Annotated in this window: 15 protein-coding genes; 10 read left to right on the top strand and 5 right to left on the bottom strand. The window is 42.6% G+C overall.

The window, feature by feature from the left end; all coding sequences use genetic code 11:
• Positions 1–8: 8 nt before the first annotated feature.
• From LH29_RS22410 to purE, 5 genes are read right to left on the bottom strand one after another with little or no spacing between them, the layout of a single operon-like run.
• Complete coding sequence (locus tag LH29_RS22410; protein WP_052671182.1) at positions 9–1,151, bottom strand: 1-acyl-sn-glycerol-3-phosphate acyltransferase; 1,143 nt, start codon at positions 1,149–1,151, stop codon at positions 9–11.
• 38 nt (positions 1,152–1,189) lie between these two features.
• Positions 1,190–1,960, bottom strand: a complete 771-nt coding sequence (locus LH29_RS22405; protein WP_157493803.1) for a hypothetical protein — start codon at positions 1,958–1,960, stop codon at positions 1,190–1,192.
• Between the two features lie 32 nt (positions 1,961–1,992).
• The gene (locus LH29_RS22400; protein ID WP_045033562.1) at positions 1,993–3,231 is read right to left on the bottom strand and encodes a helix-hairpin-helix domain-containing protein; all 1,239 of its coding nucleotides are present in this window, start codon (positions 3,229–3,231) and stop codon (positions 1,993–1,995) included.
• Positions 3,228–4,046, bottom strand: coding sequence for a PorV/PorQ family protein (locus tag LH29_RS22395; protein ID WP_045033561.1), 819 nt, complete (start codon positions 4,044–4,046; stop codon positions 3,228–3,230). The genes LH29_RS22400 and LH29_RS22395 overlap by 4 nt, the downstream gene beginning before the upstream one ends.
• A gap of 57 nt (positions 4,047–4,103) precedes the next feature.
• The gene (gene purE / locus LH29_RS22390) at positions 4,104–4,610 is read right to left on the bottom strand and encodes a 5-(carboxyamino)imidazole ribonucleotide mutase (protein ID WP_045033560.1); all 507 of its coding nucleotides are present in this window, start codon (positions 4,608–4,610) and stop codon (positions 4,104–4,106) included.
• Positions 4,611–4,698: 88 nt separating this feature from the next.
• Between purE and hpt the strand changes: the two genes are divergently transcribed.
• The 10 genes from hpt to LH29_RS22340 all read left to right on the top strand — a co-directional run bounded on the left by hpt (position 4,699) and on the right by LH29_RS22340 (position 19,601).
• On the top strand, positions 4,699–5,238 hold the full coding sequence (hpt, locus tag LH29_RS22385; RefSeq protein WP_045033559.1) for a hypoxanthine phosphoribosyltransferase: 540 nt from the start codon (positions 4,699–4,701) through the stop codon (positions 5,236–5,238).
• A 16-nt stretch (positions 5,239–5,254) separates the two neighbouring features.
• Positions 5,255–5,827 (top strand): adenylate kinase, encoded by a 573-nt coding sequence (locus LH29_RS22380; protein ID WP_045033558.1) that lies wholly within the window; start codon positions 5,255–5,257, stop codon positions 5,825–5,827.
• An 87-nt stretch (positions 5,828–5,914) separates the two neighbouring features.
• Positions 5,915–6,904, top strand: a complete 990-nt coding sequence (gene obgE / locus LH29_RS22375; protein ID WP_045033557.1) for a GTPase ObgE — start codon at positions 5,915–5,917, stop codon at positions 6,902–6,904.
• Positions 6,904–7,596 carry a phosphatase PAP2 family protein gene (locus LH29_RS22370; RefSeq protein WP_052671181.1) on the top strand — a complete coding sequence of 231 codons (693 nt, stop codon included), beginning with the start codon at positions 6,904–6,906 and terminating at the stop codon, positions 7,594–7,596. Before obgE ends, LH29_RS22370 begins: the two co-directional genes overlap by 1 nt.
• Positions 7,597–9,375, top strand: a complete 1,779-nt coding sequence (locus LH29_RS22365) for a MutS-related protein (protein ID WP_045033556.1) — start codon at positions 7,597–7,599, stop codon at positions 9,373–9,375.
• An 853-nt stretch (positions 9,376–10,228) separates the two neighbouring features.
• Positions 10,229–12,064: a DNA topoisomerase IV subunit B gene (locus LH29_RS22360; protein ID WP_045033555.1), complete on the top strand. Its 1,836-nt coding sequence runs from the start codon at positions 10,229–10,231 to the stop codon at positions 12,062–12,064.
• A gap of 46 nt (positions 12,065–12,110) precedes the next feature.
• Positions 12,111–14,762, top strand: coding sequence for a DNA gyrase/topoisomerase IV subunit A (locus tag LH29_RS22355; protein ID WP_045033554.1), 2,652 nt, complete (start codon positions 12,111–12,113; stop codon positions 14,760–14,762).
• Positions 14,763–14,781: 19 nt separating this feature from the next.
• Positions 14,782–15,279 (top strand): shikimate kinase, encoded by a 498-nt coding sequence (locus LH29_RS22350; protein ID WP_045033553.1) that lies wholly within the window; start codon positions 14,782–14,784, stop codon positions 15,277–15,279.
• Between the two features lie 172 nt (positions 15,280–15,451).
• Positions 15,452–17,083, top strand: coding sequence for a thiamine pyrophosphate-binding protein (locus LH29_RS22345; protein WP_045033552.1), 1,632 nt, complete (start codon positions 15,452–15,454; stop codon positions 17,081–17,083).
• A gap of 64 nt (positions 17,084–17,147) precedes the next feature.
• A complete protein-coding gene (locus LH29_RS22340) occupies positions 17,148–19,601 on the top strand; it encodes a helix-turn-helix domain-containing protein (RefSeq protein ID WP_045033551.1) in 2,454 nt (817 codons plus the stop codon).
• Positions 19,602–19,672 lie beyond the last annotated feature (71 nt).

The following is a 19,672-nucleotide window of genomic DNA, read 5'->3' as shown; positions in this document are numbered from 1 at the left end:
TTATACCATTACTTTTTAGGCCTGTCGAATTTGTTAATTACCGGGTAGGCATACAGTTTCAGAAAACGTTCCTGGATATCGGTTATCGGGAAATCGATGTGCACCATGGCCTGCTCCACCATAATCTCGAATTTCTTTTGCTCTTCGGCGGTGTAACGGTCTTTAAAGCGGTGCTCCTGCATCAACATATCGTAAGCCACAAAATTGCTTGGCCACAGTTTGTAGTTTTTGTAAATCTGGTCGTCGATCATTTCTGCCAGACGACGGATATAGTCGTTGCGTTGTTCGTTGTTTTTCGCCAGTTCAAAGTGGGTTTCAATCGGTGTTCCAAAAGCAAAACGCATTCTTCCTTTTGGAGCAAACATTCCCATCGACATAGCTTTCAAATCGTCTTTGCTCTGTTTTGCCCGGCCGTAATGTTCTTTTTTTATCAGTTCACGAAGTTTGGGCAAACCACAAGGCTCAATCTCGTACGAAATGGATACCGGAACAATATTCAGTTCATTAAATCCATCCGAAATACCCCCTTTGTTGCTCATGTTCAGCATCTTTAAAACACTTTCCTGTGTTTTGTCGTTGCCGTCTTTTGTGCGGCCTTCGCGTTGTGCAATCCATACCGAAAGTTTGTCTTCGGTAATTGATTTGCGAATAAAATGCGAAACCTTTTTCGAGGCCATCATCAGTTCGCGTGGTGGCAAATTTCGCCTGATTACAAACGAACGGTTCAGCTTAACGGTATGTTCTATCCACTCATATTGCAACAGGTTGTCGCCAATAGCAATCTGCGTGGTGTTCATGCCGTGCTCGAAAATAAGGAAGTTCAATAATGCGGCATCCAGGATAATATCGCGGTGGTTCGAAATAAACAGGTACGGTTTGGTTTTGTCCAACTTGTCAATTCCGGTAACTTTTAATCCGTCGGAAGTTTTGTCAACCAGCCAATGCAAAAGGTCGTAAATAAATACGCCTTGCAACTGTTTGATACTGCTTACCCGGCGCAACTGAAATTTTACCATTTCAACCTTTGGCCGGTTTTTAAACAAGTGATGCAGAACATCGTCGAAGGTTTTATCCTTAACTAATTTTCTGATCTTAGCTTTAACTTCTTTGTCGGTGTAGGGGCGAATATCATCAAAATCAATGTCTCGCATTATTTAAATTTTAACCTGACAAAGTAAGGTATTCAAAATCAAAATTTCAACCTTAACTGAAATTTTAGCTCTGTTTTATGCTGTCCGGCTATCTCGTTGTAGCCCGAACTGATGGTTTCACGGTCGGTCCACCAGGTATTTGCCAGTTTTAACCAGCACTCGATTTTTTTTGCCGGCTGGTATTTTATGTTGAGATAAGTTCTGAATCCTTCTCCATAATAGGCCGGAATTGAAAAAGCATATAAAATATCATTCTCATAAGCGTAAATGCGGCTGTTGTAACTTTCGGTATGAAACCAGGCCAGTCGCGCCGCAAGATTCAGCGGAAATTCCTTGGGCTTAAATTGAATATCCTGAAAAAGCATAAACCCGTTTTCACTTTCCTCGCCTTTGTAGTAAACATGCTCGGCGCGTGTTTTTAGCAAGATTGTTTCCGAAGCCTGAAACTGAATATGAAAACGCAATTTTTGAACGCGTTCCGGAAGATTGATATAACGATTTTCGTTTTTGAATTTTTGATCCTTCTCCTCGTTTTTAAAACGCAGGTAGGCACTGAGTTTTTCGCTGATCTGAAAATTGGCCTGTGTAAAAATATCCCACGAACGTGCCGGGCCGGCAGTGGAATAGTTAAACCACTCTGATTGGTACACATCGGAATAAGCAGAAAGTGTTACAAACTTTGCCGGTAAAAACCGTACTCCAACATAAAGCCCCGACTCGTTGCTGATGTTGCTGCCTTCGGCCATGGTGTTGGCCCAAAAGGCATGGTAGTCTTTATCGAAATGACGAAACAAGGCCGAAAATCCCAATTGATCGTTTACATGAACGATCGTTCCTTGTGTTACCGCTTTGCCTTTTGATTTAGAGATGGCTGCCTCGCCAAACAGCGTATAGTTGTTTTGCTGAAAAGGTAATCGGCACCGGCGGTGTAATTGTTTGTACCACTAAATCGGAATTGGTTATAAAGCTGGTCGCTGCGAATAAACGGTTTGTCGAATTGCTGGAAAACTACAGTTGCTCCCAGTTTCAGGTGATTAAAACGATGGGTGAAAACACCACCTGCATTGGTGAACTTTACGGTTTTTTCATCGGCAATTTCGCTTTCTGTGCGATGGTAGCCTGATGTTTGGAGGCTGGTGAAATGAGTTGCAACAGAATCATTGTATTCCAAATTTCCGTCGGCATTTTTGTGCGAGTAGAAAAGACTTAATCGCGAGTTGCCTAATTTTACCGTTCCCGCCGCTCCTCTGAAATAGAAATTCTCATCTACCGAAGTGTAAGCCCGAACGCCCTGACCGGTTTTAGCGATTCCCAAAACATTCTCTGATTTACCGGTGGTGTATCCTTGCCAAAGCACAAGACCTTGCCCGGATCGTACAAGGTAATCGCCAAGAGAAATATTTTCAAAAGTATTATTCAGTTTAAAGCTAATATGCCCCGAGTAATAATCGAACCCACTTTTGTTGGAGCCGGTAAAAAAGGCTTCACCCGGATCTTTCTCGGCGGTTAACCCGACAGAAAGTTTGTCGCCGGCCCTGAAATTATAACGCGTGTAGTAGCGAAACCGGTTGCCTTCGTACGGAATGGTGCCATCGTCTTTTTCTTTGTAACCGCGAGCTTTTTGCAGATTTCCAAGTGTACGCAGTAATAATTGATTGTCGGCGTATTTTAACTGTTCTTTTAAAGTTTGCGGTTGCTGCTCTTCGGGGCCAAACTCAATGAAATATTGTAGTTTTTGCAGTAGGTTGGGCGTAAATCCGTCAATGGTTTTGAGTTCGAAGATGGAGTATACCGGCCCGTAAGTGGGAATGTATTCCAGTAATTTCTGAATTTGTATTTCATTCAACAAATAAAGCTTTGCCAGTTCGGTGGCACTTGTTGAGTTGATATTTACAGGATGTTCCAAAAAATATTCGAGGTCCTGAATGATCAGTGCCACATCCGTACCTTCTTCAATTTTATCGAGATGCGATTCCAGTATCGATTCAATCAATTGATCCGACGACTCGTTTTGTGCAGATGCCGCCAAAATGAACAGCTGAAACAGGATGAATAGGATATGTCGGATCAGTTTTCTCATTTGATGTTGTATTGAATGGAAACTGATGGTGTAAATCCTAAATTCCCGTGGTAGCTGAATGCGATGTCGGTGCTGATATTTTTGAAACTGTAGCCCAGCCCGGCAGTATATTGAACCGGCCTGCCTGAAATTCCAAAACGTAAGGCCAGATTCTCAAGTGGCATAAATTCCAGTCCGCTTCTTACCACAACATCGTGGTCTGATTCTTTTTGTGTTTCCAGACTCACCAGCACATGTTCGGCAAAAGCATAATGAGCACCGAGACGATAAGCTGCCGGAAGTTTGGTTTTTTCTTCCGGGTAATTGAAGCCGTTTTTTACCGGGTTGTAAGTGTGGGCGCCCAGGGTTATTTGTTCTGTAAGTTGATAGGTTGCTCCAATCTCAAACGTAACAAACGAAAAGGCATCCGCATTTTCGGGCATACGTTGTGCAAGGTAGTCGAATTGTACGGCAGCGTTAAAACGTTCGGATAGTTGTTTGGCATAGGCAAAACCAATTTTATGTTCCTTAAATGTTCCTTTTCCAAACTGGTAAAAACTTAAACCAAAAGTTCCGGCACCGGTTGGCAAAACCACACTCGTGGCTGCCAGTGCAAATTCATCAATTCCGTATTTCGATTCGTAATATACACCGGCAGAAAACCGGTTTAATTGTGCTAAAGTGGCCTGGTTGTGGAAGGTGCTCCAGGTGTCGGAAACAGAAATAAAAGCATCTGAAAGAGCAGCCGAACGTGCTCCTCCTGTGTAGTTTTGCGGGGAGGCTGTTAAAGCAATTATGGTAAAATATACCAGCAGTATGTAAAAGGGTTTTTGCATAAAAAAAGAGGTATTAAAATACCTCTTTAAAATTAAGTAAAATATTGTAAACTACAATTAATTAGTTTTAAATCTGTACTTTACCTCCGAAAGTTCCTGGTTGGCCTTTACAATTTTCTCCTTCAGGTTCTCTTTGTACTCAACCAGTTTGTTCATCAGTTCTTCATCGCCGGTGGCCATCATTTGTGTGGCTAAAATAGCCGCATTCATAGCTCCGTTAACAGCAACAGTTGCTACCGGAATCCCCGGAGGCATTTGCAAAATAGCAAGAATAGAATCAAACCCTGATAAGCTGGCGTTAATCGGAACACCAATTACAGGAATCGGAGTCATTGCTGCAATTACGCCTGGCAGGTGAGCCGCCATTCCGGCACCCGCAATTATAACTTTAATACCACGGTCTTTGGCTCCTTTGGCAAAGCGTTCTACTTCTTCCGGAGTGCGATGTGCCGACAAAGCATTGATCTCGAAAGGAATTTCAAACTCATCAAACAATTTGGCAGCTTTTTCCATCACCGTTAAATCCGATGTGCTGCCCATAATAATGCTAACTTTTGGAGTCATGTTTTATAATTTATTTGTTACTTTGTATCTTTTTATTTTCAGCACGAAAATACAGCAAATTAGCAATTAATAAAAATCAAATCCACATATGAAGAAGGTTAAAATCCTGGATAAAGAATTTGAGTTATTTATTCCATATGAGAAGATTCGTTCAGTTGTTGAGCAAATGGCTGACACAATGAATAAAGAATTGGCCGGCAAAGACCCGCTTTTTTTATGCATCTTAAACGGATCGTTTATGTTTGCCGCCGAAATTTATAAGCGGATCGACTTTGTTGAGTCGGAGATTTCGTTTGTAAAACTGGCTTCGTATCAGGGCGATTCAACAACCGGAAAAGTAAAACAACTGATTGGGTTAAATGAAAAAATTGAAGGACGAACCGTAGTTGTTTTGGAGGATATTGTTGATACCGGAATTACCATCAACAACATTTTGGAGCAATTGGAGCAAATGAAACCAAAAGAAGTGCAGGTGGCAACCTTGTTGCTAAAACCGGATGCGCTTCAGAAAGAAGTAGATCTTAAATATGTGGGAATAGAGATCCCGAATGATTTTATCGTAGGTTACGGACTTGACTACGACGGCTACGGTAGAAATCTGATCGATATTTACACGGTAGTGAAATAAAAAATAACCAAAAATTATGTTGAATCTCGTATTGTTTGGCCCACCGGGGGCAGGAAAAGGAACCCAGGCCGAATTTCTTATTAAATCATTTGGATTGATCCACTTGTCGACCGGCGACTTGCTGCGAAGCGAAATTGCCGCAGGAACAGCACTTGGAATTGAAGCCAAAAACTTCATGGATAAAGGAGAACTCGTTCCTGATGAAGTGGTGATTGGAATGATTAAAAGTAAACTCGACGCAAACAAAGAAGCGAAAGGTTTTATTTTCGACGGATTTCCGCGCACCGTTGACCAGGCCAAAGCGCTGGATGTTTTGTTGAACGAAAATGGTACGCCAATCTCGGGTATGCTTTGCCTGCAGGTTGAAAAACAGGAATTGATCGATCGTTTGTTGAGCCGCGGAAAAGTTTCGGGCCGTTCCGATGATCAGAACCAGTCGATTATTGAAAACCGCATCACGGTTTACACCGAAAAAACACTTCCTCTAATCGAATACTACAAACCACAGGGAAAACATTTCGATATTAACGGAATGGGAACCATTGAGGAAATTGCAGGTAGATTACAAGAAGTTGTAGAAAAATTATAACATCTACTTATAAGGGTGAGAAGCCTGTTGTAGGACAGGTGTCTCACCTTTTTTATATTTGTACAGATAACGAACAGGAAAAATCAGATGGCAGAGACCAATTTTGTTGATTACGTAAGAATTCATTGTCAGTCGGGTAACGGAGGTTCCGGCTCAGCGCATCTGCGCAGAGAGAAATTTGTGGCCAAAGGTGGCCCCGATGGCGGCGATGGTGGTCGTGGAGGCCATATTATCCTTGTGGGTAATGAGCAGATGTGGACATTGCTGCATCTGAAATTCCGGAAACACATTAAAGCCGGACATGGCGAACCGGGCGGGAAGCAACGAAGTACCGGTGCCGATGGTGAAGATATTTATCTGGAGGTACCGCTGGGAACTGTTGCCCGCGATGTGGAAACCGGCGAATTCCTGTTTGAAATTACAAAACACGGCGAAGAGCAAATTCTGATGCAAGGTGGCCGCGGAGGATTGGGTAACGATCACTTTAAAACGGCTACCCATCAAACACCTCGTTTTGCGCAACCCGGCGAAGAAGGTGTAGAAGGCTGGAAAATCCTGGAGTTAAAAGTGCTGGCCGATGTTGGTTTGGTGGGGTTTCCAAGTGCCGGAAAATCAACATTGTTGTCGGTGGTTTCGGCAGCAAAGCCAAAAATTGCCGATTATCCGTTTACCACGCTTGTGCCCAATTTGGGTATTGTGGGGCATCGCGAACAACGTTCGTTTGTGATGGCCGATATTCCCGGAATTATTGAAGGCGCACACGAAGGTAAAGGTTTGGGACTGCGTTTTTTGAGGCATATCGAACGAAACTCGATGTTGCTTTTTATGGTGCCGGCCGACAGTAAAGACCACCTGAAAGAATATAAAGTTTTGCTCAACGAGCTTGAAAAATATAACCCTGAACTGCTCGACAAACAGCGCTTTTTAACCATCAGTAAAGCCGATATGCTGGATGAAGAGCTGATGAAGGAAATTAGCAGGGAGCTGGGCGATATTCCGCACTTGTTTTTTTCTGCCGTTTCAGGATTTAATATTCAACAATTAAAAGACCGAATCTGGGAAATTTTAAATAGTTAATGGAGTTATTACAACCAATACTGGAGCTGGATAAAGATGTTTTTTTATTTCTGAACGGAATCCACAATGAATTTTGGGATACCATGATAATACTGATAACACGTCAGGAAACATGGATTCCGTTTTTTGCCAGCATTTTGTTTTATATTTTCAAGAATTACCGTAGCAAATCAATATTGATATTAATTGCTATAGCGCTGTTAATTACAGCTACTGATCAGTTCTCGAATGTGATAAAAGATTCTGTTCAACGCTTACGTCCAACACACGATCCGGCAATTTCGCACCTGGTTCACATATTCTTTGGGAAAGGTGGACAGTTTGGTTTTGTATCGGCACATGCGGCCAATTCGGTTGCTATTCTGGTGTTAACATCACGAATTTTCAAAAATCGCAGTTACTATTTTTTAACCCTGGCTTGGGTACTGGTTTTTTGTTATTCGCGTATCTATGTAGGTGTGCACTATCCGCTCGACCTGATTTGCGGAGGTCTAATTGGTTGGTTTATTGGTTGGGCCTTGTACCGGCTGATGATGTTTGTCGAGAACCATTTCTTCTTTGGTCGCTCGCCAAAAATTGAAAAAACGGTGCTGTCGCGCAAACAATTCGGAGCTATGGCTTTAGTGTTTTTTGTGTCGGTTTTTACGGTTATTCTTGTGGTTAGTCAACTATACTTTCATAAGGTTTTATAAATGGGTGAACCTGCCAGACTTTATTACGAACGACTTTTGTTTTACACCGATGAATTGCAGCGCATATCGGCTAAAGTAAAACGTTTTGCCTGGTATCGTTTTGTGGCCTTTGTTGGCATATTTCTCCCGCCCATTATTCTTGGCTGGGAAATTACGGCACTGTATGGCACGCTTCCCTTAATTGTGCTTTTTTTCTGGCTGATCAAAAGAAATCTTCAGCTCGATAAGATAAAGCAAACCCTTGTTGTTAAAACGAAATTGCTGGAAGACGAGCTAAAGGCCCTGGATCATTCTTTTTTGCATTTTGAAAATGGCGAGCAATTTCTAAACGTGGAGCATTCGTTTGCTTACGATCTGGATTTGTTTGGCGAAGGTTCGCTGTTTCAGTACCTAAACCGCACGGCAACTGTTGAAGGGCGTCAACGCCTGGCTGATTGGTTGCAAAAGCCATTAAAGGAAAAGGAGGCGATTGAGCAACGCCAGGAAGCCATTAAAGAATTGGCAGGAATGCCATTGTGGCGACTCGATTTTTTAACCGAAGGAAACCTGTTTCAGGAAACCGAAGTGCAGTATAACGAAATTCGGTTGTGGTCGGAGATGGAGCTCGGACTTAAGCATTCAAAGCTGTTGAAATGGTTGATCCTTATTGTTCCGGCAATCACTGTTCTTGCCGCAATTCCATCAATAATGGGGGTGAGTAGTTTTTACCTGGTGACAATGGTGTTTGTGCAGTTTCTGCTATTATTCGCCTTTACAAAACCGGTGAATTATTACTTCGGATTTTTTGGTCGAAAGTCTGACCTGCTTGCCAAATACATGCAGTTGCTTCGAAAGATTGAAGAGAAAGAGTTTCAATCTCCTTATCTCAGCAATTTGAAGAACAAAGTTACAGAACCGTCGGCCGGGAAAGTGTTTGGCGAATTAAAAAGCCTGGTGAAAGAATTCGAATACCGGCAGAATATTTTGGTTGGCGTGGTGTTGAACGGACTTTTTATCTGGGATATTCGTTGTGTATACAAACTCTGGGTGTGGCACAATAAAAATCACGGACGGCTGGCCGAGTGGCTCGAAATTATCGCCCAACTGGATGCTTTAATCAGCCTGGCAAATTATGCCAATAATCACAGCGATTTTGTATATCCGGAAATCACAGATCAGGATTTTTCGTTATGTGCTACCGAATTGGGCCATCCCTTGCTGAAGAAAGACAAGCGGGTAAATAATGACATTGAAATCGAGGGCTGGTCGAAAATAATGATCGTTACCGGGGCGAATATGGCAGGTAAAAGTACCTTCCTGCGCACCGTGGGTACAAATATTTTGTTAGCCGGAATTGGCGCGCCGGTTTGTGCCACATCAATGAAAGTAAGGCCGGTTGATTTGTATACCAATATGCGTACAACCGACTCGTTGTTAAAAGATGAATCGTATTTCTTTGCCGAGTTAAAACGGATAAAAGCTGTGCTCGATCGTTTGGCGGCTGGCGAGCAGATCTTTGTAATCCTCGACGAAATGCTGAAAGGAACCAATTCGGTTGATAAACTTAACGGCTCGAAAGAGTTGGTGCGAAAGCTGGCGCAACAGCCATGTGCGGCAATGATTGCCACGCACGATTTAAAACTGAGTGAAATGGAAAACGAACTTCCGCAACACGTTTTCAATAAATGTTTCGAAATCTGGATCGAAAACAACGAACTGATTTTTGACTACAAACTATCTGATGGTGTTACCCAAACCATGAATGCCACTTTCCTGATGAAAAAAATGGGGATTATTTAATTGTTCCCCGAAAATTACCCGATATGGATCACCCGTGAAATCCTTTGGGCAAATTTATAAATTGACTGGTATTTCTTGTCTGCCGACGGCCTTCATCTTTGCCTTAAAGCAAAGACGAATCAGGCTGATAAGGCAAAAGTATTTTGCTTATGATTGATTGTTAAATTCAATACTGAAACTTCTGGATTGAGATATTTTTTGCTTCTACCTGAATTTTCAGGATGGTCCCGATATTCCTTTTTTTTGTCTTGTATCTTATTCTCCCCTACAGCTAAAATTGCCTTGCGAGGTATCAATAGAATGGTGCGAGCTATAGATATTGATATCAGGGAGAGTAAATACGCGGCATTTTACGCTGAATTAGACTTAAATCTTTTGTCTGTCAATAAATAATACCAATTGCGTTTCAACGTGAGCCTTAAGCGAAACAGTGAAATTGCAATAGCCTGTCCCGAACTTGATTCGGGAGTTAATGCCGATAATAAACGAAAGAGGCTTTGGGAGTAAGCGAACCAAAGGCTCATTTCGATATTTAATCGGTATAGCCTGGTGTTTGGTGGCCGGAAGTCGGTGTTGCGAACACCTAAAAATGTTTTGCGAATCCGTAGGTTAGAATAGAAAGAGTTGCGGTTCTTCGCCCGCTCGTATCCCTAATTTTATCCACACTTTTTCAACGGGTGATTGTTAGTTATTGCAGGCGCGAAACCCCTTGCAAAGTGGATGATTTGATTATATTTGTGACAATTGGGTGAATTCTGTGTTTCTTAAATTAAAAACCAAGTCCCGTAAGCACAAAACCGTTGAAAACACAGGGTTCATATAAATTTCGAAAGTTGATTCTGGAGATTGAGGTATGAGCGCAAACTACGACGAAGGTGCAATTAAAACATTAGATTGGCAGGAGCACATCCGGCGACGTCCGGGTATGTATATTGGTAAACTCGGAGACGGAACTTCTGCCGACGATGGTATTTATGTTTTGTTGAAAGAGGTGATGGATAACTCTGTCGACGAATTTATGATGGGGCATGGTAAAAAGATCCTTGTAAATGTCGATCAGGATTTGGTTACCATCCGCGATTATGGCCGTGGTATTCCACTGGGAAAACTGGTGGATGTGGTCAGCAAAATGAATACCGGCGCAAAATACGATAATAAGGTTTTCAAAAAATCGGTGGGATTGAACGGTGTTGGTATAAAAGCCGTAAATGCCCTTTCGTCCGATTTTACTATAAAAGCAGTGCGCGAAGGCGTGGCTAAAGAAGTATATTTTAGCCAGGGGGTTAAAACCGGCGAGAAAGATTATCAAAATCTCGACGAGGAAAATGGAACAGAGGTGAGGTTTGTCCCCGATGTGGAAGTGTTTAAAAAGTATCGTTATATGAACGATTATATCGTGAATATGATGAAAAACTACACCTTCCTGAATGCTGGCTTAACCATTGAGTACAACGGCGAAAAATTTTACTCGCGCAACGGATTGCGTGATTTGCTCGAGGAAAATATGGATCACGACCCAATTTACCCAATTATACATCTCAGAGGCGAAGATATTGAAGTTGCCATAACACATGGTAATCAATACGGGGAGGATTATTATTCGTTTGTTAACGGTCAGCACACCACCCAGGGAGGGACTCACTTACAGGCTTTTCGCGAAGTTTTAGTGAAAACGATCAGGGACTTTTATAAGAAGGATTTCGACCCGTCGGATATACGGGCATCGATTGTGGCGGCTGTTAGCATTAAAGTAGAAGAGCCTGTATTTGAGTCGCAAACCAAAACCAAACTCGGATCAAGAGATATTGGCCCCGATGGGCCGTCGGTGCGCGCACACGTTGGTAATTTCCTGCAAACCGAGCTGGATAATTTCCTGCATAAAAACCATGAAGTGGCAGAAGTGCTGCTGAGACGAATTGTGGAGTCGGAGCGCGAAAGAAAAGCCATTTCAGGAGTGAAAAAACTGGCCCGGCAACGTGCCAAAAAAGCCAATCTGCATAACAAAAAATTGCGCGACTGCCGTATTCATTTCAACGAAAAAAGTGACCGGAAAGAAGAATCGAGCATCTTTATCACCGAGGGAGACTCGGCAAGTGGATCGATCACCAAATCGCGCGATGTAAATACTCAGGCCGTTTTTAGTTTGAAAGGAAAACCGCTGAACACCTTTGGCCTCACCAAAAAAGTGGTTTACGAAAACGAGGAATTCAACCTCTTGCAGGCGGCGTTGAATATTGAAGAAAGCATGGAAGACCTGCGTTACAACAAGGTAATTATTGCTACTGATGCCGACGTTGACGGAATGCACATTCGGTTGCTGCTTATCACTTTCTTTCTGCAGTTTTTCCCCGAGTTGATTAAGAAGGGCCATGTTTATATTTTGCAAACGCCACTGTTCAGGGTGCGCAACAAACAAAAAACGTACTATTGTTATTCAGAAGAAGAAAAGATAAAAGCCATAAACAAATTACGTGGCAAACCCGAAATAACCCGATTTAAAGGATTGGGCGAAATATCGCCCGACGAGTTTAAACATTTCATTGGTAAGGATATTCGTCTCGATCCGGTGCAAATGAAAAAGCACGAATCGGTGGCAGAAATGTTATCCTACTACATGGGTAAAAACACCCCCGAAAGACAGGAATTCATCATCGAAAACCTGTATGTTGAAAAAGACGAAGTAATGTAATTGGAAGATCTTCAAATAGGAAGCACGGTAAATTTCAAAGAATAGAATGTCAGAAGAGAATTTAAATCAGGAAGAAATTCAGGACGATAGTGTAAAAGATGAAGTAATCTATCTCTCGGGTATGTACCGCGACTGGTTTTTGGATTATGCCTCGTACGTAATACTCGAGCGGGCGGTTCCGTACATTAACGATGGACTAAAACCGGTACAGCGGCGTATTATGCATGCCATGCGCGAAATGGACGACGGACGCTACAATAAAGTGGCCAACATTATCGGGCAAACCATGCAATATCACCCGCACGGCGACGCCTCTATCGGCGATGCTATTGTGCAGATCGGGCAGAAGGAACTACTGATCGATTCGCAGGGAAACTGGGGGAATATTCTCACCGGCGACGGAGCAGCAGCACCTCGTTACATTGAGGCCCGACTGACCAAGTTTGCTTTGGAGGTGCTTTTTAACCCGAAAACTACCGAATGGAAACTCTCATACGATGGCCGTAAAAAGGAACCGGTAACACTTCCGGTAAAATTCCCGCTGCTTTTGGCGCAGGGAGTTGACGGTATTGCTGTTGGTTTGGCGTCAAAATTGTTTCCGCATAACTTTATCGAGCTTATTGATGCCTCAATAAATTACCTTCGGGGAAAGGATTTTGAATTGTACCCCGACTTCCCAACCGGAGGATCGGCCGATTTTAGCAAATACAACGATGGTTTGCGCGGTGGTTCGGTAAAAGTTCGTGCAAAAATTGAAAAGCGCGACAATAAAACCCTGGTGATAACCGAGGTCCCATACGGAAAAACAACCACTACGCTGATTGAGTCGATTATTAAGGCCAACGACAAAGGAAAAATTAAGGTAAAAAAGATTGATGATAACACGGCCGAGCATGTTGAAATTCTTGTTCATCTGGCACCAGGTGTTTCGTCGGATAAAACCATCGATGCGCTTTATGCATTTACCGATTGCGAAGTTTCCCTGTCGCCAAATGCCTGTATCATCGAAAACGATAAGCCGCATTTTATTGGCGTTTCCGAAATTCTGAAGCGTTCGACCAATTCAACAAAAGACCTACTGAAACTCGAACTGGAAATCCGTAAATCGGAACTGGAAGAGCAGTGGCATTTTTCTTCGCTGGAGAAAATATTTATCGAAGAACGAATCTATAAGGATAAAAAGTTTGAAGATTCGGAAAACATGGATCAGGCGGTAGCGCATATCGACCACCGTTTGGAGCCATGGAAACCCAAACTGAAGCGCGAAATTACCCGCGAAGATATTCTTAAACTGATGGAAATTCGAATGGCACGAATCCTGAAATTTAACAAGGATAAAGCCAACGACTTGCTAAAATCGATAGAAGACGAAATTGCAGAGGTTGAAAAGAACATCGAAAATATTATTGACTATACCATTGAGTGGTTTAAACACCTGAAAAGGAAATACGGTAAAGGCAAGGAACGTAAAACAGAAATCCGAAGTTTTGAAAATATTGTAGCTGCGAAAGTGGTGGTGAAAAACGAAAAACTGTATGTCGACCGGAAGGAAGGATTTATGGGAACATCGCTTCGGAAAGAAGAATTTGTTTGCGACTGTTCGGATATCGACGACATAATTGTTTTCCGCCGCGATGGATCGTATTTTATCACAAAAGTTTCGGATAAAGCTTTTATCGGTAAAAATATTTTGCACCTGGCAGTTTTTAAGAAAAACGATAAACGCACCATTTACAACGTGGTGTATAAAGACGGCGAATCGGGCAATTTCTATATGAAACGCTTTTTTGTTACGGGCGTAACCCGCGACAAAGAGTACAATCTGACAAAAGAAACCAAGGGCTCGCGTGTGGTTTATTTCTCGGCCAACCCGAATGGCGAAGCAGAAATTTTACGTATTGTTTTGAAGCCAAAGCCACGAATTAAAAAGCTTGTTTTTGAAGAAGATCTGGGCGAATTGGCCATCAAAGGCCGTCAGTCGATGGGGAATATCTTAAGTAAAAACGATATTCATAAAATTACCCTTAAAGAAAGAGGAGTTTCTACGCTTGGCGGTCGCAAAATCTGGTTCGATCCTGATGTATTGCGCCTGAATGCCGATAACCGGGGAACTTTCTTAGGCGAATTTTCGGGCGAAGACAAAATACTGGTCATCTACAAAAATGGCGAGTTCCAGTTGTATAATTACGATTTGAGCAACCACTTCCAGCAAGATATTCTGGTTATCGAGAAATTTGATCAACGGAAAATTTTGTCGGCAGTTTATTACGATGCCGACCAGAAATATTACTATGTAAAACGTTTTGAAATTGATGAACCGGAAGGAAAACTGATACGTTTTATTGGCGACAATAACGATAATAAACTGATTAGTTTAACCTGGGTGCATTATCCGCGTTTGGAGCTTACGTTTGGAGGAAAGAATGCCGAGCGTGAAAATGAGATTATCGAGGTGGCCGAGTTTATCGGCGTAAAATCGTGGAAGGCGAAAGGTAAGCGACTCAGTAATTACGAGGTGGATAATATTAAAGAAATTGAGCCGGTGATAAAAGATGATTACGATCATCATGAAGAGGAAGAGGACGAACCGGAAAAAGAACAGGATAGCAAGGCAGAGAAAAAAGAGGATGTTGATGATATTCCGTTTGAGGTAACCCGACCCAAAAAGGAAGATGACGGACAAGGCTCTTTGTTTTAGCCAGTAACAGAAGAAAAAGATGCGAGTATATTTGATTGGATACATGGGATGCGGGAAGTCGCGAACAGGGCGCCTTTTATCGGAACACATGGGCGTACCGTTTATCGATATGGACGATTACATTGAAGAAAGAAACTGCAAAACAGTGCCGCAGATTTTTGCCGACCACGGCGAAGATGGTTTTCGTGAAAGGGAACGCAAAGCTTTGGAAGAACTTGCCGAATTCACCGACGTTATAATTGCTACCGGTGGCGGAGCACCCTGTTTTTTTGATAATATCGACCTGATGAACAAAACCGGTAAGACTGTATTTCTGAATATCGACCCGGCTATTCTGGCCGACCGTTTGTTGAAGTCGAAAACCGAACGACCGTTGATTAAAGGAAAATCGCGCGAAGAACTGGTTGCTTTTATTGATGAAACATTAAAGAAACGTAAGCAATTTTATTCGCAGGCACAATATGAGATTACCGAACCCGATTTCGGCCTGGACCAGCTTCAGGAAATGATTTCGTAATTCAGGTCTTTCATTTTCCATAATTTTTTGCTTTTGCATTCTAGCGAAATAGGCTTTAAATTAGTCTGATATTTGGTCAAATATCAATGCAAAGGAAATTATAGTCCGGAAGTTTAATTTGTTTGCTGGTTTTTTTGCCTTTTTACTTTTGCCTTGATAAAATACAAGAAGCATGTCAACAGTTGCAGAAGTTTTTGCTCATACATTAAAGGAAATTGGGGTACGCTATGTTTTTGGAGTACCCAGTGGAAACATGATCGATTATGTGGAAGCTTTGCGAAAAGAGGACGGTATCGATTTTATTCTGGTGGGGCATGAAGCAACCGCTGCTTTTATGGCCGGAGTTTGTGGCCGGCTTACCGGTGTGCCGGGCGTTTGTTTTGCAACCTTTGGGCCGGGAGCAACCAATTTGAGCACAGGAGTTGGCGGCGCTCAACTCGACCGCTTCCCGCTGCTGGCCTTTACCGACGAAATGCCCGACGATTTATTGAAGCGCACGGTTCAGATGAACATCAATCATCAGCAACTTTTTTTCCCAATAACGAAGTGGACAACCCGTCTGAATGAGAATAATGTTGAAGAAATTATTTTAAAGGGAGCAGGAATTGCAACTGACGATCAGCCTGGAGCAGTTCATATCGGAATACCAGCCGGAATTGGCAGAAATCCGGTGCAGAAAGTGAAGGCAGATGTGGATTACCTGCGTTTGGAAAAGAAACGTTGGTCGCCATTGGTTGCCGATCAAATTGCCAAAGTTGAAAAGCTCATTCAAAAATGTAAAAAGCCTGTTTTAGCCGTTGGATTATCGGCAGTACATGCGCAGGTAAGCGAGCAACTTATTGCACTGGCCGAAAAGTTTCAGGTACCGGTGGTACTTACTCCAATGGCAAAAGGTTTGTTCCCCGAAAATCATCCATTGTATGCCGGAGTGCTTTTTCATGCCTTATCAAACCAGGTTGCAAAAGTATATTCGCAAGCCGATCTGGTTATCGGCATTGGTTACGATCCGGTGGAGTTTAATTACGAAGACTGGATGCCTTCTGTTCCGTTAATTCATATCGATCAGCAAGAAGCCAATGTGGCAAGCGGGCAAATTCCGGAAGTGTCTAATGTTATTGGAACACTGGAAGTTGCCTTAAGTGAAATGCTTAAGCTGGATGTCAACCGAAAAGTTTGGGACCTTCAGTTTCTGCAGGAGAATAAACAACAAATCTTCAAAAAGTTAACACCCAAGTCTGGTAGTTTTGTGCCGCTGACTTTGCTTGATGAATTGCGAAAAGTTCTGCCGGACGAGGGAATACTAGCGGTTGATGTTGGCGCTCATTTGCACCTGGTTGGGCAACAGTGGCGTACTCCCAAACCCGACAAATTGTTGATGACAAATGGTTGGTCGAGTATGGGATTTGCTATTCCCGCAGCTTTGGCGGCCAAACTTTGTAATCCTGATCTTCCTGTTGTGGCATTAATGGGCGATGGCGGTTTCCTGATGATGGCCGGAGAACTGGCAACGGCAAAACGTCTTAAGCTCAACATCGTTTTTGTGGTGATTTACGACAATAGTTTGTCACTAATAAGTATAAAGCAAAGCAAAAAGAATTTCCATAGTGGTTACGGAACGGATTTAAATGTCTTGAGCGAAGAACCAACCAATCATTATTTTGGAGTTCCGGTAGTTCGTGTAACAAACCGCAAAGAATACGAAAGCGCATTGGCAAAAGCATTTGCTGCCGATGGTCCGCTTGTAATTGAGGCTGTTGTCAGCAGTGATGAATATGATGAATTGGTGTTGCAGCCCAATAAATAAATTCTGCTTATATTTAATCTTCAAACATAGACAAACCGGATTTTCGAATTTTACTTGAATAAAAATGAAGACCAACAAACAACTCCAGTTAGCTTTTGATTTTGTACAATACACCGGGCAGAATATATTCCTGACGGGAAAGGCCGGAACTGGTAAAACCACCTTCCTGAGAAGCCTGAAAGAACGCTCGCCCAAACGCATGGTTGTGGTGGCACCAACGGGCGTGGCGGCTATAAATGCAGCGGGAGTAACCATTCATTCTTTTTTCCAATTGTCTTTTGCCCCGCAGGTGGGGAATGAGAGCAAACTCAGCAGCGAACAGCGGTTTTCCAAAGAAAAGATAAATATTATGCGAAGCCTCGATCTGTTGGTGATCGATGAGGTAAGTATGGTTCGCGCCGACGTTTTGGATGCGATTGACCGCACACTGCGGCGTTTTAAAAACAAACGAAAGCCTTTTGGCGGTGCGCAGGTTTTAATGATTGGCGATTTGCAACAGCTGGCTCCGGTGGTAAAAAATGAAGAGTGGGGCTTGTTGCGCCGCGAATACGACACACCCTATTTTTTCAGTAGTAAAGCATTGCGCGAATTTCCGCATGTGAGTATCGAGCTTACCGAGGTGTTCCGTCAGCAGGATGAGAAGTTTATTTCGCTGCTGAATAAAGTGCGCGAGAATAAACTGGATGAAGAAGCAAGGCAGCTTTTAAATACGCGGCATATTCCCGGTTTTGTTCCCGGCGACGAGGACGGCTACATTACACTTTGCACACATAATGTAAGTGCGCAGCGCATTAACGATTCAAAACTGAGTGCTTTAGCCGGTAATAAGGAAGTGTTTACTGCTTCGGTTGAGGGTAAGTTCCCTGAATATTCATACCCAACCGATTTTAAACTGGAACTGAAAGTTGGGGCCCAGGTAATGTTTGTAAAGAACGACTCTAATCCTGAAAAACGTTTTTATAACGGAAAGATAGGGCAGGTGCAGTCAATTGAAGAAGACCGTGTTTTTGTGCTGTGCCCGGGTGAAGATGAGGAAATTGAAGTGGAGCCGCAAAACTGGGAAAATTATAAATACTCAATCGATAAAGAATCGGGCGATATTCGCGAAGAAATGGAAGGTATGTTCACCCAGATTCCGTTAAAACTTGCGTGGGCAATTACCATTCATAAAAGCCAGGGACTAACGTTCGAGAAAGCCATTATTGATGCCGAAGCGTCGTTTGCACACGGGCAGGTTTATGTGGCGCTCAGTCGTTGTAAAACCTTGGAAGGCATGGTGCTTTCATCGCCAATTGCAGGCAAGAGTATTATCAACGATCAGAAAGTAAGTGGTTTTATTCGCGAAGTGGAAGAGAACCAACCCGGCGAGCCGGAATTAAATACAGCAAAACTGGAATTTCAAAAAGAACAGCTGACAGAAATTTTTCGCTTTTACCGATCAGAAAACTTGTTGCGAAACATAACAAAGTTGGTAAACGAGAACAAAGGAAGTTTCCCGGAAGTTACCATTACTCAAGTTGAAAAAATGCGCAATGGTCACGATAACGAAATTGTTGCTGTGGCGGCCAAATTCCATAAGCAGATTACAGATCTGTTACGTCAACAGCCCGATGTGTATAAAAATGATGCTTTGCAGGAGCGCACAAAAAAAGCGGCCGCCTATTTTGGCGAAAAAGTGCAGCATATTTTGGCCGACGGAATTAAAAAGATCGACCTGGATATTGATAACAAAGAGATAAAACGCCAGTTGAAACGCTACGTGAACGACTTGAAAGATGACACGCAATTGAAACTGACTGCATTTGAATCGTGTCTCGAAGGATTTGATGTAAAGCGCCTGATGGATTCGCGTGCGAAAACGCTGGTAAAACAAAGCAAGTCTTCAGGGAAGCAAAAGGCCAAAGAAATAACTGATTTCGAAAATATTCCAAATCCCGAATTGTTTGAGCAATTGCGCAATTACCGAACAGAAAAAGCCGGCGAGCTGGAGATTCCACCATTTATGATTTTTTCGCAAAAGGTACTTTATGCATTGGTCACTTACCTGCCAACCGACGCCGCAGCGTTAAAACTGATTAATGGTTTGGGGCCTCGAAAAATAACACAGTTTGGTACCGAGATAGCAGCAATAATTCAGCATTATTGTAACGAAAATAAAATTGAAAAAGGGGAGATCCCGCTTCAGGAACCCAAAAAGGAAAAGAAGGAAAAGGTGGATACAAAGCTGCTTAGTTTCGAATTGTTTAATTCAGGGAAATCCATTGAAGAGATTGCAAAAAAACGTGCCCTTTCAGCGAATACCATTGAGAGCCATTTAGCGCATTACATAAAACTGGGTGAACTGGAGGCTACCCGTTTGGTGGAAGAGGAGAAACTGAAAAAAATAGCTGATTATTTCGAAAAAGCAGAGGACAAATCCTTTGGCGTAGCAAAATCGCATTTTGGTAACGACGTTAGTTACGGCGAGTTGCGGATTGGTTTGAGTTATTGGGAGAGTACCGGGTATACCACAAATTAATATCAGTATAGCATATAAGTTGTGTTGTAAAAACAAAAAAGAGTCACTAAAAAATTAGCAACTCTCTTTTT

The sequence above is a fragment of the Draconibacterium sediminis genome, assembly GCF_000949475.1.
In the GTDB taxonomy this organism is placed as follows: domain Bacteria; phylum Bacteroidota; class Bacteroidia; order Bacteroidales; family Prolixibacteraceae; genus Draconibacterium; species Draconibacterium sediminis.
The sequence above is the reverse complement of the archived record's forward strand: the minus strand, read 5'-3'. Positions and strand labels throughout refer to the sequence as shown.